This is a genomic window from Chlamydiales bacterium, assembly GCA_016185065.1.
GTDB lineage: Bacteria > Chlamydiota > Chlamydiia > Chlamydiales > Rhabdochlamydiaceae.
Genome location: JACPOL010000008.1, coordinates 178,912 through 200,052, shown reverse-complemented (window position 1 = coordinate 200,052; position 21,141 = coordinate 178,912). Strand labels below are relative to the sequence as shown.

Here is a 21,141-nt window from a genome sequence, read left to right as displayed (position 1 = left end):
AGAAATTTTTTTGTAGACTAGCTCACCTCAATTCATTTATATCTGTAACCTTTAAATCCCGGAGGAATTTATGAAAGACAGCAGAGAAAAAGCAAGCTATTGCATCGGACTTGAAACCGGCAAACAGCTGCGTCAGCAGTTTAAAGAGATGGACGTTAACCTTCTCGCAGAGGGTCTACAAGATGGATTCACCCAATCTCAGCCAAAGCTCACAGGCGATGAGATCACAGCGGTATTAACCGCGATCCGCCAGCAAGTGGAGACTCAGCAGAAGCAGTTCCTCTCAAAGCTCGCACAAGAGAACAAGAGCAAGAGTGAAAAATTCCTAGAGCAGAACAAGAAGCATGAGGGAATCGTTACCCTTCCAAGCGGATTGCAATACAAAGTGTTAAAAAGCGGAAGCGGCGCATCTCCAACTCTACTCGACGTAGTAAACGTTCACTACAGAGGCTACTTCATCGACGGAAAAGAGTTCGAAAGCACCTATCAGCGCGAGAAGCCTCAAACATTTCCGGTCAACCGCGTCATTCCAGGTTGGGCGGAAGCTCTCCAGAAGATGAAAGTGGGCGATCAGTGGAGGATATTTATCCCTTCCTATCTCGCCTACGGCGAAATGGGCTTTGGACCCGAGATCGAGCCCAACGTAGCTCTCATCTTCGACATGGAGCTCCTCTCCATCAACCCATAACCTAACTGAAGAGGAGGGGCCTCCCCTCCTCTTTTACTCCGCAAAATTTCCATTACGTTTTATTCAACAGCCCAGATAGACATGTCGGAGGTCCAGGTGAAAGCTTCGCTTTCGCTCGGGGACCCCCAGCTGCCCCCTTGAGCCTAACTATGGCTTTGATCACCGCTCACTGACGTGAGCTATCGCGTCTCGGGTTGCTCGCCGTGCGGAGCACTGCTCTTCGCAACTTCGACGCAATTGCTCTTTGCCCTAGCGGCCATCGGCTGCTCGAGGCGCTCATACCCCGCCGGACTAACGTCTCGGGTGCGGGGCCCCTTTCGCGTCCAGTCGCAGGTGCAATTGAGAGAGCAAGAACTTCCCTCTTCAATCTCTCTCTTCATTGCGGCGAAGCCGCATCACTTCTGCGCCACGCAGTAAGGCGCAGGCCTTCGCTTCAGATCGCACAGCAAAATCGTAGCGCAGAAAAGCCGGCCAGGCGTGCAGGGTAGGGCAAGGGCCCACTCTGTTTTCGAGCACACGGTTTGGCAAAGCGAGGTGAAGCGCAAGAGGGTCGCAGGGAGGCCCCGAGAGAAAGCGAAGCTTTCCCCTGGCCTACCCGACATGTCTATTCTGCTAAGAAGCAACTTTAATTAAATCTTATTGAAAAAGAAGAGGCTTCTCCCTCTTCTTCCAGTAGTCTTCGCCGTAGTCGTATGTGAGCTGCTGGCCTTTTTGTATCCAGGTGCGGGTTAGGAGGATTACGTGCATCACTCCGCCTGAGAAGACGGAGATAGGCTCGAGATTGGGTGTATCGCTGTGATTGATAAAGCGGGTGATATTCCCCTTTTTTTCAGCGTCGATGATGTAAGAGCTCTTCTTCTCGTCGCCGATTAGATAGGTAAAACAGTAGCTGTTTCTCTTATCATCTCTGACGCGCTTTCTCACTTCGCCTGTATACTCCCCGACAAAGGCAAAAGGGGCCATATCCTTCGTTGCAAAGACACCATACCCGACCTTGCCATCAATCCACCGAATAACGAAGTCGTTGTGAGCGCCCCGTTCGATATCATCGGCGAAGAGGGCGCCGAGCCATCTCTGGCGCCGTTCAATCGCCCCCTTTTGATCTGCTTTCTTGCATAGTTTTACAACTTTATCGAAGACTTTCGCCTCGGGAAATGCTAGATTCGGAAGGAATGAGAGGTTCATAGCCTTCTCAAATTCGAAGGGCTGGTAAACCTTAACCTCACTCTCAGTTGGATGCAGGATCTTAATGCAATGAGTATCTCTAAATTTACTGTCTGGCAAAAGGAGGCCTCCTCTGCAACTTACCTTTCCCTTAGTGAACTCGAGTTGCTTTTAAACTTCCACTACCTTTCTCATCTGGCTTTTGCTAAAGGGGAGAATCTATTGGAAAAGGGCATTCAGAAACACGCGCGCAAAGAGGTGCTGGATGCTCATATCGCAAATGGAGTGCGTTACAAAAACGAGATCAAGAGCGGCTATCTTCCTAGCGCCTCTGTACGCTGGTGTTCAGACCAGGTTGGCTGGGGGCTCTTTGCCGAAGAGGGTTTAGAAGAAGGGGCTTTTGTCGGCGAATATACTGGCCTTGTGAGAAAAAACGATGATCACACCTCGATCAATAACTACCTTTTTCGCTACCCGGTTCCAGACCCGATTGGAAGGGATTATACAATTGATGCAACCTCTGGTAATCTGATCCGCTTTGTCAACCACAGCTCTGCACCTAATACCAAACCCATTTACGCCTTCATCGATGGCACTTATCATGTGATCTTAGTGGCGATTCACCCGATCCCCAAAGGAGTTCAGTTAACCTATGACTATGGCACTAGCTACTGGTATGTTCGCTCTCCCCCTGCTCATCTGTAACCTTTTCTTGATTATAGGAGTTGTGATAGTAAGCCCATTAACAGGAGCAGAAATGCCGATACAAAAAAGCCTGCTGCTAGTCGACATAAGCGGCCACCCAACAAAGCCTCTTTTAGAGCTGCTTGAGCTATTTGATGTAAAGCATGACGGAACGCTCTCCTCAATTGTGGAAGCGACACAGAAACTCTGGTACCAAGCCGGAAAAGAGCGCTGGGAATTTGAGGTTCGTTACCCAGACAAACTCGACGCAGCTATTCCTCTTCTCAAAAAACTTGGATACATCGATGAGGTTTCAGCATCGCGATCTCACTATAAATACGCGCTGCTGCTTGGCGGCTATACGATGCGGATGCAGGAGCGAATAGAGTGTTTGATTAAAGAGTGGAATCGAGGTGTGAGATTTGACCAGATCGTTGTATTAACAGGACAGAGACCTCTGGACTCTAAAACCGAAGGGCATATCGAAGGAATAGAAACTGAAACACAGATGTTGATGCACCTCTTTTCAAATGCCGATCTTCCAAACCTGCTAAGATCCATCCCGGTTCTTCTCGTCGATGTCCCCATGCGTGAAAAAAGGCCTACAACACTAGATACGATCAATGCATGGATGAGATTTAATCCAGAAGCTGGAAGCTGCTTGATTTTAGCAAATCAGCCCTTCGTCAACTACTTCGACCTCGTTTTCAGAACCTACATGCCGACTGATTTCGATCTGGAGTGCGTTGGAAACAGGGCCCGAGTTAAGGATGAGAGTGCCCTCGGCTGCTCACTCTTTATTGACAATTTAGCGCGCTGCCTCTATACCGAACTCGGCTCTAAACCTGGAAAATATCGTGGAAACTAACGGAAAGAGGATCTATCTCATAAGGCACGGGGAGACTGAATGGACGCAGACGGGACAACACACCGGATCTACTGCGGATATCCCCTTGAATGAGAATGGAAAACGGGAAGCTGCAGCATTAAAAAGACACTTGCAGCCCATCGTCTTTTCCAACATCTACGTAAGCCCGCTTAAGAGGGCTCTAGAAACATGCAAGCTTGCCGGCTTTGAAAACAGGGCAGAGATCGATTCAGATCTCGTCGAGTGGAACTATGGAGACTATGAAGGGCTCACTACAGATGAGATTCATCAGACGAAGCCCGACTGGGAGCTCTTTAAAGATGGAGCTCCGCACGGCGAGACCTTTGCACAAATTGGTGCACGGGCAGATCGATTTCTGAAAAAGATAGATGAGTGTTCAGGCGATGTTGCACTCTTTTCGCATGGCCACTTTTTACGTGTGCTTGCAGCGCGATTTCTTAACCTTTCTGCATGCGAGGGAAGATCTTTTTCTCTTGCACCAGCATCGATTTCAATTTTAGGCTATGAAAGAAAAGAGCCTGTCATTCTATTATGGAACGTAAGCGTATTTTTAACGCTTTAGAGGGTGTCTGCCTTTGTAGATACATTCTTAACTACTGGAGCTAGATTATGTCGATCGCTTGGATGTTTCTTCTTCTCGCTGGCTTTTTTGAAATCTGCTTTACCATCGCGCTAAAATATAGCCAGGGATTTAGCAAACTCGTTCCAAGCATGATTACCGTCATCTTCATCGTGCTCAGCTTCTTTTCCGTCTCTCAAGCAATGAAGACAATTCCCATCGGTACAGCCTACGCTGTGTGGGCGGGAATTGGCGCTGCTGGGACTGTCATTTGCGGAATCGTCTTTTTTGGAGACTCCTATCACATTGTGCGTCTAATCTCGATCTTCCTAATCATCGTTGGGATCATTGGACTTAAACTCGCACATATTGAATAGATGCTCACATTTATCTGCTTCTCCATTGCGCTTGTGCTCGCGCTGCGAGCGCTTCTTTTAGCGATATTTGAAAGACGCGGCTGGCTCGCTTGCCTCACCCAGTGCGGCTTCTTTCTCTTCTTTGTCCTCTGCTCTCTTCTACTTCTTTCTGAAGACCTCTTTCAGAAACTCTGGCCAGAGAAAACTATTTTTTTTCTAACGGTTTCTGCAATTACAGCCCCCCTTCTTTTTCTCCGATTAAAACGGGGCCCGCGCCACCCTTTTCTAAAAAGCTTGGGACTTCTTATCTTTCTTCTTTTCTTATTCCTTATCCTGGCATTTAAAGGTTTTATCTCCGTGCAAGAAGATCAGCCGCTTGCTCGTGTGACCATTCCCGGGATCCACTCCTCTTCGGGCTATCTCGTAAAACTCCACTCCACTAAGGGAGAGCTGATTCTAGAAAGCTCGGTGCATGGAGACCTCATGGGTGTGCGCGCAAGAACCCTTCGCGTTAAGCCACTGCTCTCTTTTTTTGGCGTCCACACTCTCTGCCGGATAGAGCTCCTACACAGCAGCTACCTAACCCCTGAAAGAATCGAACTGCTGCCTCACTCTGCTCAACCCCTCTCCTTTTCTCACGCTCGCAAGCTTCCTGCATTTGTTGAAAAGTTTTGGGAGGAGCTCTTCTTTGAGAAGGCGAGCTCGTTCTGGATAAAAAGCGCTACAATTGAATCGACCTACTTCCCCCTTATCGATAAGAAAGGGATGCCATTTCACGGCTCGTTCCTCCTTACTCTCAACGCCTCAGGGCTTTCTTCCCTTGCGTTTTCTGATTAGGAGCCAATATAGTTATCTTACTAACACGGAAAAATTGATATGCAAGTCATCAAATCCTTCGGACATCTCTTTGGCGGAACCCTTCTAGTTACTGGAACCAGTTTGGGAGTTGGAATGCTCGCCCTTCCAGTTGCCACTGCAGCAGGGGGCTTTCTTCCCTCGCTTTTTATCTACCTCATCTGCTGGCTCTTCATGCTTGGAACCGGCCTTCTCATCCTTGAAGCGTGTATCTGGATGCCAAAAGATGCCAATCTCATCACCCTCTCTCACCATCTTTTAGGACGCGGCGGTAAAGTCGCCTGCTGGATTCTCTACCTCTTTCTCTTCTTCTGCCTAATGGTCGCTCACCTTGCGGGTGGAGGAAGCGTTCTTACTCAACTCTCTGCCAACTCCATCACCTCTTGGAAGAGCATCATCCTCTATCTCATCCTCTTTTCTCCTGTGGTCTATTTAGGCACTCGGTGGGTCGATCGATTAAACCTTCTACTTATGGCAGGCGCCATTCTCACCTTCTTAATCTTTGTGGGAACCTCTCTTTCTCATGTGGAAATGGAGAAGTTAATGCCGATGAATTGGGGCAAAGCCTGGGGCGCGCTTCCCATTGTTTTCACAGCGTTTGGCTATCAGAGTCTTATTCCTACTCTTGTTACATACATGGATCGCGATATCAAGAAAGTGCGATGGGCGATTATCGTAGGCTCTTCTCTCCCCTTCTTGATCTACGTTATCTGGGAGATGTTAATCCTGGGAATCATCCCTCTTGAAGGCCCTGGAGGCTTGAAAGAAGCACTAGCACTCGGACAGAATGCCGTCCATCCCCTTGGCGCATTTGTTAAAAATCCCACACTGATCACCATCGGACAGGCCTTCGCCTTTTTCGTCCTTACTACCTCCTACATGGGCATTGCCATTGCATTTGTAGACTTTCTTGCAGATGGATTAAAAGTGCCCAACAAGGGATGGAATAAGGTTGGAATCTGTGCAATTATCTTTATCTTGCCAACCTTGATCGCTCTCGTAGACCCCTCGATCTTTCTTCAGGCGCTAAACTACGCAGGCGGCATTGGAGTGGCGCTTCTCCTTGGAGCTCTGCCTATCATGATGGTCTGGAATGGAAGATATAAACAGAAACTCTCTCTGAAACAGCAGCAGCTACCAGGCGGAAAAGCCCTGCTCTGCTTCATGATGCTCTTCATCGCGATCGAACTTGTAATCACCCTGCAAGGCATCTAAAAAAATAAGGCTTATTTGTCTTGGAGAGTGGCATGGTGGAGGCGATTCATGAGGCCTGCGCTGCTCTGAATCTCCTTGTCGCAATAGACGAGAATCTCCTGATAGCCCTCGCGATCAGAAAGGCGCAGCGTCTCGTAAAGAGCTTTTGCTGTAAGCGGAAAGAATGGAAGATTTTTTGTCTCATCAACTCTATTGCGTGCAAGTAACATGCGTTTTTTTGCGGGCGCACTGGCTAGATGCTCCTGGATATCTTTCTCCGACGTGTATAGGTGGATGGGTGCCTTTGGAGCGTAGTGTCTATACTTCATGCCCGGAGAGGGAGTTTTGCCATTTTTAATATGCAAGCAGAGCTCTACTGGCATTTCAAGAACTCTCTCAATCTCCTCCCTTGTGATCGAACCTGGTCGCATCAGCAGCGGCCCCTCGGAAACAAGATTGACTACTGTGGATTCGATCCCCAGATCTGAACTCCCTCCATTGATAACTGCAGCAATTCTCCCCTCGAAATCTTCTAAGACGTGTAGGTGTGAGGTCGCACTTGGTCTACCCGATAGATTTGCAGAGGGGGCCGCAATAGGCTCTCCCACCATTTCGATCAGCGCTTTAGCGATAGGATGCGAAGGCATGCGAATGGCAATAGTCTCGAGGCCTGCAGATAAAATGGAAGAGAGGTGTCTCCTCTTCTTTAAAATCACAGTAAGTGGACCTGGAAAAAAAGCCTCTGCAAGACGGTAAAAAATCTGAGGGATCTCCTCTGCAATCTCCTCGATCTGCTGCAGCGACGCCACGTGAATGATTAGAGGGTTATCAGCCGGCCTATTTTTTGCTGCGAAGATCTTTTTCAAAGCATCTTCAGAATAGATCCTTGCTCCGAGACCATAGACCGTCTCAGTAGGAAAAGCCACGATCTCTTCCTCTTTTAATAGAGAGGCAGCAACCTCAACCTGATCTGGGGATAGAAGGAGTGTAATCATTTAATTTTGAGAATAAATTAGGTAAAAGCCTATACTGGCCTCTTTTCACAGTCAAGTGAGCGTATTATGTTTATTCTTATAGTTTATGCGATTTTGATCATTGCAGGGGGAATTGTCGGCTACGCCTCTGCTGGCAGTAAACTCTCTTTAATTATGGGGTGCGGATTTGGGCTTATGCTCCTTGGCAGCGCCTTTGCTTTATATAAGAAAAAGAAGGCGGCCACCTGGATCGCAATCGCTCTTATCCTTCTTTTGGACGCTTTTTTCTCCTATCGTTACGCTCAAACACACAAATTTCTCCCTTCTGGACTGCTAAGCCTGATCAGTTTAGGGGTCTTACTCTTCTTTGTTCTACAGACCAAAAAGAGCGAATCTAAGAGATAAAAAATATTTTTAATTCTTCCAAACAGCGTAATTAAATAAATTATTACGCTGTTTTTTATGTTTTAATACAAAATAAAATATTCTCTATATTTTTATAAATTATTTAATCCTTTAAAATAGTTCTATTAATTAAAAAATAGTTATTTATGAGCATTAGACTCACCCACACGACCCAGAGCTACATGCACACGGCAGAAATGAGCAGCGATCCATTTCTGGAGATGCAGCCATCTCCTGATGAGCTACCTTGCAGAAAAGCTTTAAGAGTACGCCATTATGAAGCCGGGCGTATTCACCTCCCTGCGATGAGCAATATCATCTTCACTCCTATTGATATCATCACAACTATTCTCGCCTGGACGAAGGCTAAGGTCACTGGCGATGACGAGGGACAGTTCGATGCTCAGCTACGGATGGCAGGGATGCCTCTCTCTCTCATGCATGCTGCCTCGGCACTATTCAGCATATGCGTACAGATTGGACTTGCCCTTGAGATCTCTTTTGCAGGTCTAATGAAACCTTTTACAGACCTTCTTACCACTCCAACTCTTCTTTTTGGTTTAGGGCTCTGTCTTATCGAAACAGGCTATGAATCTGTTTGGATAAAACGCGCGCGAAAAGTAGTTAATTTTGCCAATAGAGAGGAGAACCAGCAAGATCAGCAGCTTATTGCCACCCTCTCCTATTTCGACCAGAAGTACCTCGCTTTAACGCCTGCAGAAGAAGGGAAAATTCGTGTTTTCGTGCAGACAAACTTTTCCAAAATGACAGAAGAAGCACAGAGACAGAAAGAGGTTGAATTTGCAGCTAATCTTCTGGGTGTAAAACGTGTGAATCTCGAAAGACGCGTCAGGCCCTGGTGCGCAGAGAAACTCAGCGTTGAACTTGAGCCTTTAATTGAAGTCTTAGGCAGCAAAACCACAAGTTTTGCAAAGCGCATGCAGGCACGCGCAGAGGCTGTTCAACTCATTAAAATGATAGACATGCAAGGAAAAAAGAACATGCTTGTGCATGTCATTGGGGTTACCGCCCTTGCTCTCTCAGGAGTTGGTTTTGCTTGTAGCATTATCGCCTGCCCATTCATTGTTCCTCTTATACTGCTTATTGCAGGAGGAGTTATTGGAATCGTAGGCTTCTTCTACGGTCAAGGGATTATCGATGAAAAAGACTGGTCATTCTCATGGAAGAGTTCTTTCGGACCACTTTACGAGCTTATTGGAAACATCACCTCCAAGCCCCCCTCCCCTACTCAAGAAATTGAACTCCTACCCGTAAAAGTTTAATATTAAAATTATAACTATATTGTTTTCAAAAACTTATATAGGTATAATTACCCTATTAAAAGCAAAAATTTTACATGACAACACACTCAGTTAGATCTATTAGCCCCCCTCCTTCCCTAGAGCTCATACAGCCTCATGAGGCCATGCCTCTATTGCAACCTGCTGAGGGTAAGCCCTTTCCATGGACAAACACTCCGGGATGTTTAAACATCATCTGGGTTCCCATGATGTTTATGGATACATTCAACGGGTGGATGCTTGCAATTGCAACTGGAGATAGAGAGGGACAGATAGATAGTAGCCTGCGTCTTGCCTCGATGCCGCTTTCCATTGTGCATGCGATTAGTGCTACCCTTACCCTACTTGTCCAGCTTGGCAGCGAGATCCACGCCTCCCTCACTGGTATTTTAGAACCGATCATACGCGCAATTCCCACTCTCATCTTCGGACTCGTGATCTGCATTATCGAGGGAATCTACGAGATAATTTGCGTCGTTCGTTCAATCGTCCTGATTGAGAACTTAAGCACAGAAACAGATCAAGATCTAGCGCGCAGTCTCGAGTATCTACATGCCAACTACTTCTCTCTTAATCAGAGTGAGGTAGAGAGAATTGAGGGCATCGTAAGAAGCAAGTTTGATGGCGACCGCTGGGATGAAGAGAGACTTAAGATGCAGGAGAGCCTGCTGGACGTTAAGCGCACCAATCTCGAAAGGCGTGTAAGGCCCTGGTGCGGAGGTGCTGTACAAGCGAGCGTGAACCGCCTCCTGGGTGCACTACGTAATCCTCCCGATTTAGATGATGGCTCTTATCGCGCAGTCTATGAAGCAAATGTCCTTGAAGCTAGAGCCCTTGTCCAGATGGTAAAAGATCAAGGCAAAAAAGAGCTGATCATCCACATTGTGGGCATCTTAACGCTGGCAATTTCAGCAGCTGGTTTTATCCTTTCGATGATCGCCTGCCCGGCGCTTATCCCCATCCTGCTTCTCGCAGTCGGTGGAGCGATGAGCACGATCAGCTACTTCTTTGGAAGAGGAGTATTGGATCACGCAGGGTGGGATTTCGATTGGAGAGCAGCGTTTCCACCTGCTGCTTGGGTCGTAGACGCACTCGATTGCACTGAAAATGCTCCGAGATCGATCGAAGCTGAGCTACTTGCGCGCAGCTGAGACGACCCTTCTAGCACCATAATTCCCAAGTTTGGCACATGGATCTCTCGGTCATCTATTTTGTAGAGATGCCCCGCGATCGCTCGCATAACAAACCCGTGAGTTACCACAAAAACAGTCTGACCCGGATGCGCCAGCGCGATGCGCTGAAGCGAAGGAAGCACGCGCTTGAGAATTTCAGCGCGGCTTTCAGCGTCAGGTACCACCTTAAAATGGTGAAAGTGATCTGCGTGGAGAGCCTGGCTCTTTTCGAGGGCCTCTTTGAAGTGAGCTCTAAACTCAGTCGTGAGCATCCCTTCAAGAGAGCCGTAGGCCGCCTCTTGAAGATCGGGGTCGTATGCAAGGGAGCAGTTTTGAAAGGAGGCGATGATCTCAGCCGTCTGGCGAGCGCGGCTAAGAGTCGATGCGTAGATCGCATCTGCGCGCATGCTAGATAAAAGCTCTCCAACCTGGCGAGCTTGCTGCCTCCCCTTCTCATTTAGGTGGCGGTCGACGCGGCCTTGAATTCTGCCTTCAGCATTCCAATCCGTTTCGCCATGTCTTACGAGATAGAGAGTTGCTTGTTTTTTTTCTTCTTTCATTCTTTAAAAAAATTTTGTAACTTTAACGAAGTATATAAGAAAGTGGGGTAATTATGAATAGAGATAAACTGAGTCCTGAGATTTTAGCAAACCGTAAGACCGATTACCCTATAGATCCTCTGATTCAGAACCGCTGGTCGCCAAGATCAATGACTGGTGAAGAGCTCAGTGATGAAGAGCTACTGCCTCTCTTTGAAGCTGCGCGCTGGGCCCCCTCTTCTTACAATAATCAGCCCTGGCGTTTCCTATACGCTAAGCGCAACACTCCATCCTGGGAGCTCTTCTACAACATCCTAGGGGACTTCAACAAATCGTGGACTAAAAACGCGGCAGCTCTCGTGGTTGTTATCTCGAGAGTCAACTTCGAGCACAATAATAAGCCTTCAGTGACTCATAGCTTCGATGCAGGGGCTGCTTGGATGAGCCTTGCACTTGAGGGTACAAGCCGCGGCCTAGTTACACATGGCATGGAGGGTTTCGACTATGAAAAGGCCAGAAAAGACCTAGAAGTGCCAGCCGGCTTTGAAGTGTTAGCTATGTTAGCCATCGGCAAGCGTGCGCCTAAAGAGAAGCTCCCTCCCGCGCTTCAAGAGCGCGAGGCGCCAGGGCCGCGTAAGCCATTCAAAGAGAGAATCTTAGAAGGAAAGTTCCGCTTCTCCTCCTAACTCCCTAACAAACAGCACGTTACACCATGATTAATCTCAACTAATTAGTTGAGATTAATCTTTATATTATATATAATTAAAATTGAGATAATACAACTATAAGGAATTACATGGAAATCAGATCTTCGTATCTTGGCGGCGTAAATCCAGATATTCAAAACATACTGAACGACCAGGACCAGTTAGAAAAGATCGCGCAGCAAATTGCAAATGACACAGGAAACCAGACGGCAATAAACCTGGATATCGCTAAGTATAATTCGACTTACGCTCAGTTCAGCAGTGATCAATCGAAAGCGATTGCGGATGGGGCCCTTCCCCCTCTTACTGATCCTTTCTGGACACAGACTAATAATGACATGTCAGCTTTTTCAAATTTAGTAGCTAATGTCATTGATGATGCCCGAGCTGGTAACAAAGACAAGGCTAATACTGACTATTCAACTGCTAGCCAACAGTCGGAGCAAGTGATGATAGATTACCTAAATTATCACTCACCTGTATAAAAAAAATCGAGCAGGCCCTGGACCTGCTCGACACCTTGAAATCAATGAAGCTTAAACTAGCGTTTAAGCTCTCAGGGTCAATTACTTACGTGCAGAAGACTTTCTGCGAGCAGAAGTCTTGCGACGAGCTGGAGCTCTCTTCTTAGCAGAAGATTTGCGAGCTGTTTTCTTAGAAGCTTTTCTTTTTGCCATGACTTTTCTCCTTGTTATCATAGATGAGAGGAGACATTTAATTTAGGATACAACCCTAAAAGTCATTTCCTTCTCATACCTTCAATATACAAATAGACGAATTAAAAATAAAATATTTTTTATTTGTTTATAATTTTTAGAGTTTTTTAAAAAATCAAAATTCCTGCTTATATGCATTGTGGAGGGGTTTTTTACACTATTTCAAACTGAAAAAAATTTTTTATTTTTAAGTAAAAAACTTTTTGAATTATTGAACTTTCGAACTTAAAACGGGATTTATTTGATGAAATTACAAAAGAAAAAGCGAGCAGAAGATCTGCTCGCTTTAATATTTCAACAACTAGAGTCTAGCGTTTTCTTTCTGGATTCTGAGGTTGCTGCTTCTGCCATGGCTGGCCTTTCTGCTGTTGCTGTTGTTGCTGTTGCATTGGCTGCTTAGGAGCAGGCTGTGCAGGCTGCTGAGGATTCTTGTTCTGTTTCATGGTTCTCCTGATGTTCTGTTAAAAGGCTACTACCGCCTTCGTCCCCACTCTACTCTTTTGCTGAAAAAATTAAAGTATTTTTTAATACTTATGCTCATCTAGCTAATTTTAAAAGACTTAAGAAATATCTTCACATCTTTCTCTCAGTTCATTACAAAGACCATAAAGAACAGGAGAAAGCTATGCACGAACCTGCAAAATCCAATAAGAGACGCGTTGTAAGTGTCTTCGTACTGGCAATGCTAAACGTCTCTATTATGGCCAGCCTTAGAAATCTGCCTCTCGTTGCAGAATATGGTCTGAGCATTATCTTCTTCTTCGCAGTTGTCGCTCTCTTCTTTTTAGTTCCCTGCGCGCTTGTCTCTGCAGAACTTGCAACTGGCTGGCCTAAAAGCGGCGGTATCTACATATGGATTAGAGAAGCATTAGGCGACCGCTGGGGCTTTTTTGGAATCTGGATGCAGTGGGTGCACAACGTCGCATGGTATCCGGTTATCCTCTCCTTCGTCGCTGCTACATTTGCCTATATTGTCAGCCCCTCACTCGCTCACAATAAAGTATACGTCCTCTCAGTAATACTTGGATGTTTCTGGGGAATGACTCTACTAAACTATCTCGGAATACGCACATCGAGTCTTTTTAGCACTCTTGGCGTAATCCTCGGCACGATTGCACCTGGAATTTTCATCATCGGCCTTGGATTAACCTGGCTGATGGGTGATCAGCCAGCACAGATCAAATTCAATGCTGAATCTCTTATTCCCGACCTCTCTAGTCTCGGAAATCTCGTCTTTCTTGCAGGGCTTTTTCTTGCTTTTGCGGGACTTGAAGTGACCGCAGCTTTTGCGGGTGAGGTAGAAAAACCTCAAAAAAACTACCCTCGCGCTATCCTCCTCTCTGCTATTATTACTTTTGCTCTCTTTCTACTGGGCTCTCTTGCAATCGCAACAGTAATCCCAAAGGAGCAGATTAGTCTTGTAGCAGGGCTTATGGATGCATTTAAGGTCTTCTTCGAGTCGTATAAACTCGGATGGATCCTTCCTGGTATTGGCGCTCTTCTAATTCTCGGAGCTATAGCGGAGGTAAACTCATGGATAGTAGGCCCGGTAAAAGGACTTCATGCAACCTCCATACACGGAAATCTACCTCCCTTCTTTCAGAATCAAAACAGCCATGGAACTCCGACTCACCTCCTTCTATTTCAGGCGATCATCGTCAGCATCACCTCTTGCGCCTTTTTGTTTATGCCTTCGCTTAGCAGCTCCTACTGGCTGCTCAGCGCTCTCAGCGCGCAAAGCTATCTGGTGATGTATGTGCTGATGTTTATCGCAGCTATCCGCTTGCGCTACTCTAAGCCGCACGTTCCGCGGGTCTACGAAATTCCATGGAAAACAAAGGGAATGTGGTTTTTTGCCTCGATTGGAATTCTCGCTAGCCTCTTTGCGATCTTCCTCGCATTCGTGCCACCCTCTCAGCTAGATGTGGGAAGCCTCTTCTTTTATGAGGGCTTTCTTATCGTAGGACTTCTGGTCATGATCGCTATTCCCCTGATCATCTACCAGTTCCGCAAGCCTCACTGGGTGCGTAAAGGTTAGGTTTTTCTGGGCATAAAAAAACCCTCCGCCATCTTACTGGCTGGAGGGTCTGAAGCTATCTTTTTCTCAAACTGATGGATGAAGGGCTGCCAATTACGCTACACCCTAAATCCCTTTTCCTCTATTAGAGGCCTTGGTACCTTGAGAACTCCTTGGCGCCTCACGGGCCTCGGAAGACAGCTTCTCTCGAGGGGTCCTACCCCTCTCTACCTTTAATATAACATTATACTATTTATTTGAACAGCCCCCAAATCCACAACCTGCTCTACCTCAATAACTTAAATATTTTACTCAGGGGAAAGAGTTTCTTTTTTGGAGTGCGGCGACTCGGCGCCGCTTTTCTCGGGATCGACCTGGCGATCTCTCTTACCTGCTAAAAAAATCGACAAGTCGATTTTAAGAAAAAGCGGCGCCGAGTCGCCGCACTCCAAAAAAGAAGCCTCTATTCTGTTAATCAGTTGAAGAGCTGGGAGGAGATATCGGGGCCATCCTCTGTCGAGAGGTAGCTGAGCAGGCTTTCAGCGCGTTCACGCACCTTGGGGTGCTTTAGACTTCCAAACCAGATCGCCCAGGGGATGTCGTCTGTAGGAGCATTAGCTTGAGTAGACATGATTGAAAAAGAGAACCAGCCACTTCTCGCTGTTTTGAAAAAGTAGGTGGCGCCAACCATCTCTTTGTCCATTTGAGAGCAGCTGAGAGCCTGGTCGATAAGGGTGTGGGGATATTTTGCTCTTTCAGCGTCGTAGATCTTAAGCTGATCTAAACTTCTCTTCTCACGCCCGCCTTCGGGATAGACGATGTAGAGGATTCCACCTTTGCTGAGATAGTCGCGAATGATCCCAGGGCGCTCCTTCACGGTGTAGAGCCTCTTCTCATCCCCCTCTAGTGAAGGAGCGACAAGAGAAGAGGAGATCTCGCCAGCTGTACAGAGCGGTGTAGCGGGCATGGGCGTGTGGATCACTCCCACAAGATGAATGATCTCTTTCTGATCGAACAAGTAGGATAGAACGCGTTCAATCTCAGCCTGAGCCCCGACAAACGGAGGCCTGACATCTGCGTCTTTGCCTCTCCTCATTACAAATCCCGTCTTCTGAACCTCGTCGATGAGAGAGAGGATTTCAGGCTTAGCATTGGATCTGCCAGCCAGCGTCATCTCTTTCGTCTTTTCGAGGAAATCATAGGCAGTAAGATCTGCTGCCAGAGGCATCTGATGCTGGCAGATCTCAGCAAGTGAGATCTGAGAACCCTTCTGCACCTGAGCGGAATAGGAGTGGCCATAGTGGGTATATAAATGGAAAACTAGACCTGTTGCAACGATAAAAAAAGCACCAGAAAAGAACTTCTGGTTATAAGTTTTTGGCTGCTGATGTTTCAACTTCACTGGTTGTGCTCTCCGGTTCTACCCATCTTCCGTGCGCTTTAATGAGATCGATGAGCCTCTCATCTGCGTTTGCAAAGTCGATATCTCTTTCAACGCAGGTCTTTCCTACGTAGAGATCGATCTTCCCTTTTTTGGATCCTACATATCCAAAGTCGGCGTCCGCCATCTCTCCAGGTCCATTGACGATACACCCCATGATGGCGATCTTAACGCCTGGAAGGTGCGAGGTCTTCTCGCGGATGCGTTTTGTCACGGCTTGCAGTTCAAACAGGGTGCGGCCGCAGCCCGGACAAGAGATAAACTCAGTTTTAGAGGTCCGCATTCTGACAGCTTGAAGAATGTTAAAGCTAAGACCTCTGATGAAACTACTCTCATGCGGTGTATCTAATACGATCCCCTCACCAAGGCCATCTGCGAGAAGAGCTCCACATTCTGCTGGAGCATGGATAACAAGATCGTGTGGATCGCAATCATAAGAAAAGTAGAGTAGCACGGGCGTCTCAATCCCCTTCTCCTGCATCCACTCAAAAAATCTTCTCCCCTCATGCAGCCGAGAGCGCTTCGGTGCAAAAAGAATGAAAGCTGGTTTTAGTTGCACCAGGCGCTCCCACTCCTCTTCTCGGTCTGTAGTCACAATTACAGCAGAACCAGGAGCCGCTTTCTGTAAATCTTCTACTATCTGTACGCCAGGAATACCCTTCGAGCGCGAGAGGATGCCGATGCCGGCCATTTTTAACTTCTGAACTACTTGCAGATACCTCTCATCTCCGGGAAGCTCGTCTATCAAGAGCGCATCAGGAGTGGCAAGCGTCCGCGTAACAAGACCGAGCTGCACCTTGCAGGCTAGATCTGTAAAGAGCTCTTTTGCAAGAAGCTCTTCCGCTCTCATTTTAAGGATAACGGTGCCGTCGCGGTGGAGTGGAGCATCTTCGCGCAAAAGAGTCTTGCGGCGAACGATATTTTTCACAGTACGGTGCTTCTCTTCAAATGGAGCTACACCTTGGCCTCTGTACTGCTCAAAAAATCCTTTCAGCCGTTTGCAAGGGTCGATCTCTTCCCAAGGATCTTCGGTTAGAGAGACGCGGATCGTATCGCCGAGCCCATCTAGAAGAAGAGCTCCAATGCCAACTGCAGATTTCACCCTGCCATCTTCACCCTCTCCAGCCTCCGTTACTCCTAAATGTAGAGGATAGTCCCATCCTAGTTTTATCATCTCCGCAGCGAGAAGGCGGTAGGCCTGCATCATCACAAGCGGGTTGCTCGCCTTCATCGAAAAGATGATCTCATGATAGTCCACCATGCGGCAGACGCGCGTAAATTCCAGCGCCGACTCTACCATCCCAAAGGCGGTATCTCCGTAGCGATTCATGATGCGGTCTGAGAGCGAACCATGGTTGGTTCCGATGCGCATTGAGCGTTTTAAGCGTTTGCACTTTTCAACGAGTGGAAGAAAGCCCTCTTGGATCTTTTCGATCTCTTCGCGATAGGAGGCGTCGTCATACTCGAGAGTTTTAAAAGTGGCGCGCTTGTCGACAAAGTTGCCAGGATTGATGCGCACCTTATCGACAAAGTCGACGACACGCATTGCGGCAGGTGGATAGAAGTGGATGTCGGCAACAAGCGGAATGTCGTAGCCGCGCTTTAGAAGGCCATTTTTAATCCCCTCGCAAGCGTCGGCCTCTTTCATCCCCTGCACAGTTACGCGCGCAATCTCGCACCCGATATCTGCAAGGCGAATGATCTGTTCAACTGTCGCTTCAACATCGCGCGTATTTGAAGTGGTCATCGACTGGAGGCGAATCGTATTATCGCCGCCCACGCCAACCTTTCCCACCTTCACTTCGCGCGTCTTCCAGCGCTTTGTTTCAAAAATGTGTTCATTGTATTTCATGCTGGGCAAGCATAGCCAAATCTGATAGAAAATACAACATGTTACGAAAAGTTTTAATCCCTCTTCTTGCTGCTGCACTGGCCCTATCGGGCTGTAGTTCCAACCCCGTAACGGGCAAGTCGGAGCTCATGCTGATGTCCGAGGGGCAGGAGATCCAGCTCGGCGAGCAGTACTACCTCTTGATGCAGCAGGCCGAAGGAGGCGATTACATAACCGACCCCGAAGTGCAAAAATATGTGGATGGCATTGGGCAGAAGCTCGCAAGGGTGAGCGATAGACCCAAGCTCCCCTACGAATTCGTCGTCTTGAATAATTCGGTTCCTAACGCCTGGTCTCTGCCCGGAGGCAAGATCGCAATCAACCGCGGCCTCCTGCAAGAGCTTAAGAGCGAAGGAGAGCTCGCTGCAGTTTTGGGGCATGAGATCGTCCATAGCGCTGCACGCCACACTGCTCAGAGAATGCAGAGAGGCATGCTGCTGGAAACTGGGATGATCGGCCTTTCGCAGCTTCTAGAGGGACACCAGTATGAAGACCTTCTGATGCAAGGAGCGGGTTTGGGAGCTGGCCTCATCTTCTTTAAATATAGCCGCGAAGATGAGAGAGAAGCCGACTTCTATGGCATTAAGTACATGGTTGCTGCAGGTTACGATCCTCAGTGCGCGGTAGAGCTACAAAAGACCTTCGTGCGCCTATCTCATGAAAGAGGTCAGAGGGGCTGGGCCGATGGACTCTTCGCCTCTCACCCCCCTTCCGAAGAGCGGGTCGAGAATAACACCATCGCAGCTGCACGCTATCCAGCTGGTGGCAAAGTCGAGGCAAAAGAGTATGAAAAAGTGATGGCCCGGCTGAAACGAGACAAGCCCGCCTATGAGGCCTTGGATAAGGGGTATCTTGCACTAGTGAAGGGAAATGCGAGGGAGGCCTTATCGAGCGCCGAAGAGGGAATCCGCATCGAGCCGAAAGAGGCACACCTCTTCAACTTGAAGGGAAAGGCGGAACTGAAGCTTGCAAAAAAGAGCGAGGCGATGAGCTCGTTTAACCGCGCAATTGACCTCAATCCCAACTACTTCGACTTCTACCTCCAGAGAGGTCTTTTAAAGTATCAGCAAGAGCTCTTCGACAAGGCGGAGGAGGACTTAAAAAAGAGCATCGACCTCCTTCCGACGGCTGAGGCGCATAACGCCTTGGGTAACATCGCTTTACGCCGCGGAAACAAACAGGAGGCGCTGGACCACTTCAGAATCGCAGAGAGCTCTCCCAGCATAGCGGGAACAGAAGCTAGAAGAAGCGCCCAGAAGCTAGACAAGGAGCTAGACAAGGAGCTGCAAAGCGGCATAAAAAGTCGCACCTCCCTCCCCCAAGTGAATGTCGAGGTCGAGCTCTCCGCCTCTGGCCACCTAAACTTCTATATAGAAAACCGCTCTTCTCAGAACTACCCCGAGCTCCTCATCGAGCTCACTTTTTATGGGGAAAACCAGCGTGAACTTGGCAGAGAGAGGGTCCGGCTGATAGAGCCCCTTAAAGCCAGACAGAAGATCTTCTTCCCCTCCTCATTTCTAGCCCCTAAAGGAACGTTGAATATCAACGCCTTAGCAATTAAATAATTGTAATTGTTTTTATATATTTTTATTATAAAAACATATATAATATTATTAATTAATTTAATTAAAAAAGGTGTAAATATGACCTCGTTATCTCCAGCCGCTTCCATAAAAATCTTACTCAATGACCAACCTGTTCAAACTCCAGCAGCAATCGAAAGCGCTGCACCCTCACCTAAGAGATACTCCTTAGGAACATTAAAGTTGTCTCCTACTCTAAAAGCTTTGACCGACAGAGCAATCTTCATCGCTAAATGCACCCTTTCAAAAAAATCACTCACGTTAACAGAGGGAGTTAGAAACTGGAACATGATTGCTAGACATCTGAAAGAAATGACGGTGGTTAAGCACGATTTCGCACATCTCTGCTGGGCAGCGATGAAAAAATGCTTCTATAGCAGGCCTGAAAATAAGAAACGTGAATTCATGCCTTTCTGTGAATTCTTTGCGAAAGCATTCCCTAACATCAAGAAATTTGCCATTGCTATTGATACAGAAGTCGGAGATCTTGACGAATCGGATCCCAACAGCTACAGCCAAGTAAGCGTTGATGTAGAAATAGACTGCTTCATCGCAAATTGCAAAGACAACTCCATTCTAAAAAGTGAAGCGGACTATGTGCCCTCGTTCGACTGTTCCGTGGAGAGAAAGAGCAGCGGAGCCGGTGCTGGAAGCGCTTCAAGCTCTTGACATCTGCGCGATCGTAGCATTATAGGTTTCGACTGTCGGTTTTATTCTGCACGCAAAAGCATTTAGCGCTTTATACTTTACGAGAAACTCTTCAAACGCGGAGAGAGTCTCTGAGCTCTCTTCGAGCATGCCTCTGATCTGCCCCTCCTCTTCTGTTGAACCATCGATACCTGCACCACAAATGTCGCTAACGAGGTCTCTCATCTTTTTCACGCGGCGTAGAGCATACCACTCATCATCTGTTGGCTCCTCTTCCTGGTCCGGGCTGCTACCCCTGGCAGCACTGGCGGGAAGCACCTCGTCCTTCCGCTCAACTAACTCCCCTTTGCTCTCCTTTGATTCAGCTGCAGACTCTTTTCTCTCTGAAGAGGCTTCTCCTGGTTGGCTAATCTCACGAAAACGCTCACCGCTTACTCCTTGCTCTGCGCAGACGTCTCTTGTAAAAAGCTCGATGAAAGTAGATGTTGCACTACGCATTCTTAGAAGCCCTTCGAATGCCGCAAGAGTGTCCGGCTCCTCTCCAATAATGGCTCTGATATCCTCTTCTTCATATGGGGAACTCTCCGTACTGGTGATAACACCAATAAGGCTTCTCACCTCTTGCACGCGCTGTAGAACATAGCGCTCACCTAGAGCGAGCTCCACTCCTTGGCTCGTTTTACCGCTTGGCTCAACTGGCTCTTCTTCATCCTCTTCTGATCCAGCTGCGGATGCCTCGTCGTCTGAAGAGGCGGCCTCATATTCTTGGTCAATCGCTTTAAAACGCTCTAGAGTGATTCCTCTCTCCTGGCATACCTCTCTTGTAAAAAGATCCAGAAATTCTTCTTTAGCTTGTATGGTGTTCTGAACAGGAGCATTGAATAGATCAAAAGCTTCACTCAATCCTGTGAAAGAAGTGAAAGATGGACCTGCAAATTCTATTAAAAGGTCTGCGATCTGCAGCATACATAGAATAGCCCAACTTCTCTGAGCGCCCTTTGGATTATCCGCTTCACCTATCAGTTTAAATAGGGATCCAATCAGAGAGAGAGGAAGAGCCACTACGGCTAAAATAGAGAGGGCAAATTGATAGATGATAGAATCTGAAGCTTCCAGCTCAACAAAGGTCCAGAGCATCGGGAAAATTAATGTATTCCCAACACTCTCTAGCCCATTGAACTCATATCGAGGGTTGTGCAGCCCCCAATTCTCAGGCTCCGGAAAATTCTTAGCCTGATCTTCAATTTCTTTAATTGGCAAACTCCATTTATCTTCTGGAAAGGAGTAGCTACAATCAAAATGACTACTTAAAACAAAATTCTTGTAATTTCCAAAACAGGACATCGGATCTCCGGATT

Annotated in this window: 20 protein-coding genes; 14 read left to right on the top strand and 6 right to left on the bottom strand. The window is 47.4% G+C overall.

Annotated features, from left to right (window positions below):
• Window positions 1-70 precede the first annotated feature (70 nt).
• Window positions 71-688 carry an FKBP-type peptidyl-prolyl cis-trans isomerase gene (locus tag HYX48_04895; protein ID MBI2743237.1) on the top strand — a complete coding sequence of 206 codons (618 nt, stop codon included), beginning with the start codon at window positions 71-73 and terminating at the stop codon, window positions 686-688.
• A 636-nt stretch (window positions 689-1,324) separates the two neighbouring features.
• Here HYX48_04895 and HYX48_04890 read toward each other — a convergent pair.
• Entirely contained in the window at window positions 1,325-1,873 is a 549-nt protein-coding gene (locus HYX48_04890) for an SET domain-containing protein-lysine N-methyltransferase (protein MBI2743236.1), read from the bottom strand.
• Window positions 1,874-1,942: 69 nt separating this feature from the next.
• On the opposite strand from HYX48_04890, the gene HYX48_04885 reads away from it, so the two are divergent.
• From HYX48_04885 to HYX48_04860, 6 genes are read left to right on the top strand one after another with little or no spacing between them, the layout of a single operon-like run.
• Entirely contained in the window at window positions 1,943-2,557 is a 615-nt protein-coding gene (locus HYX48_04885; GenBank protein ID MBI2743235.1) for an SET domain-containing protein, read from the top strand.
• Window positions 2,505-3,404 (top strand): hypothetical protein, encoded by a 900-nt coding sequence (locus HYX48_04880; GenBank protein MBI2743234.1) that lies wholly within the window; start codon window positions 2,505-2,507, stop codon window positions 3,402-3,404. The genes HYX48_04885 and HYX48_04880 overlap by 53 nt, the downstream gene beginning before the upstream one ends.
• Window positions 3,394-3,987, top strand: a complete 594-nt coding sequence (locus HYX48_04875; GenBank protein ID MBI2743233.1) for a histidine phosphatase family protein — start codon at window positions 3,394-3,396, stop codon at window positions 3,985-3,987. Before HYX48_04880 ends, HYX48_04875 begins: the two co-directional genes overlap by 11 nt.
• A gap of 53 nt (window positions 3,988-4,040) precedes the next feature.
• Entirely contained in the window at window positions 4,041-4,361 is a 321-nt protein-coding gene (locus HYX48_04870; protein ID MBI2743232.1) for a multidrug efflux SMR transporter, read from the top strand.
• The gene (locus tag HYX48_04865) at window positions 4,362-5,177 is read left to right on the top strand and encodes a hypothetical protein (GenBank protein ID MBI2743231.1); all 816 of its coding nucleotides are present in this window, start codon (window positions 4,362-4,364) and stop codon (window positions 5,175-5,177) included.
• 39 nt (window positions 5,178-5,216) lie between these two features.
• Window positions 5,217-6,410 carry a tyrosine transporter gene (locus HYX48_04860; protein ID MBI2743230.1) on the top strand — a complete coding sequence of 398 codons (1,194 nt, stop codon included), beginning with the start codon at window positions 5,217-5,219 and terminating at the stop codon, window positions 6,408-6,410.
• Window positions 6,411-6,421: 11 nt separating this feature from the next.
• On the opposite strand, the gene HYX48_04855 is transcribed toward HYX48_04860, so the two are convergent.
• Window positions 6,422-7,384 (bottom strand): threonylcarbamoyl-AMP synthase, encoded by a 963-nt coding sequence (locus tag HYX48_04855; protein MBI2743229.1) that lies wholly within the window; start codon window positions 7,382-7,384, stop codon window positions 6,422-6,424.
• A 66-nt stretch (window positions 7,385-7,450) separates the two neighbouring features.
• Between HYX48_04855 and HYX48_04850 the strand changes: the two genes are divergently transcribed.
• On the top strand, window positions 7,451-7,768 hold the full coding sequence (locus HYX48_04850; GenBank protein MBI2743228.1) for a TMEM14 family protein: 318 nt from the start codon (window positions 7,451-7,453) through the stop codon (window positions 7,766-7,768).
• Between the two features lie 146 nt (window positions 7,769-7,914).
• Window positions 7,915-9,051: a hypothetical protein gene (locus HYX48_04845; protein ID MBI2743227.1), complete on the top strand. Its 1,137-nt coding sequence runs from the start codon at window positions 7,915-7,917 to the stop codon at window positions 9,049-9,051.
• Window positions 9,052-10,096: 1,045 nt separating this feature from the next.
• Here the strand turns inward: HYX48_04845 and HYX48_04840 are convergent.
• Complete coding sequence (locus HYX48_04840; GenBank protein ID MBI2743226.1) at window positions 10,097-10,801, bottom strand: histidine phosphatase family protein; 705 nt, start codon at window positions 10,799-10,801, stop codon at window positions 10,097-10,099.
• 53 nt (window positions 10,802-10,854) lie between these two features.
• Between HYX48_04840 and HYX48_04835 the strand changes: the two genes are divergently transcribed.
• From HYX48_04835 to HYX48_04825, 3 genes are all read left to right on the top strand, one after another.
• The gene (locus HYX48_04835; GenBank protein ID MBI2743225.1) at window positions 10,855-11,466 is read left to right on the top strand and encodes a nitroreductase family protein; all 612 of its coding nucleotides are present in this window, start codon (window positions 10,855-10,857) and stop codon (window positions 11,464-11,466) included.
• 110 nt (window positions 11,467-11,576) lie between these two features.
• Window positions 11,577-11,972, top strand: coding sequence for a hypothetical protein (locus HYX48_04830; GenBank protein ID MBI2743224.1), 396 nt, complete (start codon window positions 11,577-11,579; stop codon window positions 11,970-11,972).
• A gap of 913 nt (window positions 11,973-12,885) precedes the next feature.
• Window positions 12,886-14,241: an amino acid permease gene (locus HYX48_04825; GenBank protein MBI2743223.1), complete on the top strand. Its 1,356-nt coding sequence runs from the start codon at window positions 12,886-12,888 to the stop codon at window positions 14,239-14,241.
• 454 nt (window positions 14,242-14,695) lie between these two features.
• On the opposite strand, the gene HYX48_04820 is transcribed toward HYX48_04825, so the two are convergent.
• Window positions 14,696-15,622, bottom strand: coding sequence for a hypothetical protein (locus tag HYX48_04820; GenBank protein MBI2743222.1), 927 nt, complete (start codon window positions 15,620-15,622; stop codon window positions 14,696-14,698).
• Window positions 15,588-17,513 (bottom strand): (E)-4-hydroxy-3-methylbut-2-enyl-diphosphate synthase, encoded by a 1,926-nt coding sequence (gene ispG, locus HYX48_04815; GenBank protein MBI2743221.1) that lies wholly within the window; start codon window positions 17,511-17,513, stop codon window positions 15,588-15,590. The genes HYX48_04820 and ispG overlap by 35 nt, the downstream gene beginning before the upstream one ends.
• A gap of 38 nt (window positions 17,514-17,551) precedes the next feature.
• On the opposite strand from ispG, the gene HYX48_04810 reads away from it, so the two are divergent.
• Both HYX48_04810 and HYX48_04805 read left to right on the top strand, forming a co-directional pair.
• A complete protein-coding gene (locus HYX48_04810) occupies window positions 17,552-19,117 on the top strand; it encodes a M48 family metalloprotease (GenBank protein MBI2743220.1) in 1,566 nt (521 codons plus the stop codon).
• A 78-nt stretch (window positions 19,118-19,195) separates the two neighbouring features.
• Complete coding sequence (locus HYX48_04805; protein MBI2743219.1) at window positions 19,196-19,804, top strand: hypothetical protein; 609 nt, start codon at window positions 19,196-19,198, stop codon at window positions 19,802-19,804.
• Here the strand turns inward: HYX48_04805 and HYX48_04800 are convergent.
• The gene (locus tag HYX48_04800; GenBank protein ID MBI2743218.1) at window positions 19,793-21,127 is read right to left on the bottom strand and encodes a hypothetical protein; all 1,335 of its coding nucleotides are present in this window, start codon (window positions 21,125-21,127) and stop codon (window positions 19,793-19,795) included. The genes HYX48_04805 and HYX48_04800 overlap by 12 nt on opposite strands.
• Window positions 21,128-21,141: the final 14 nt, after the last annotated feature.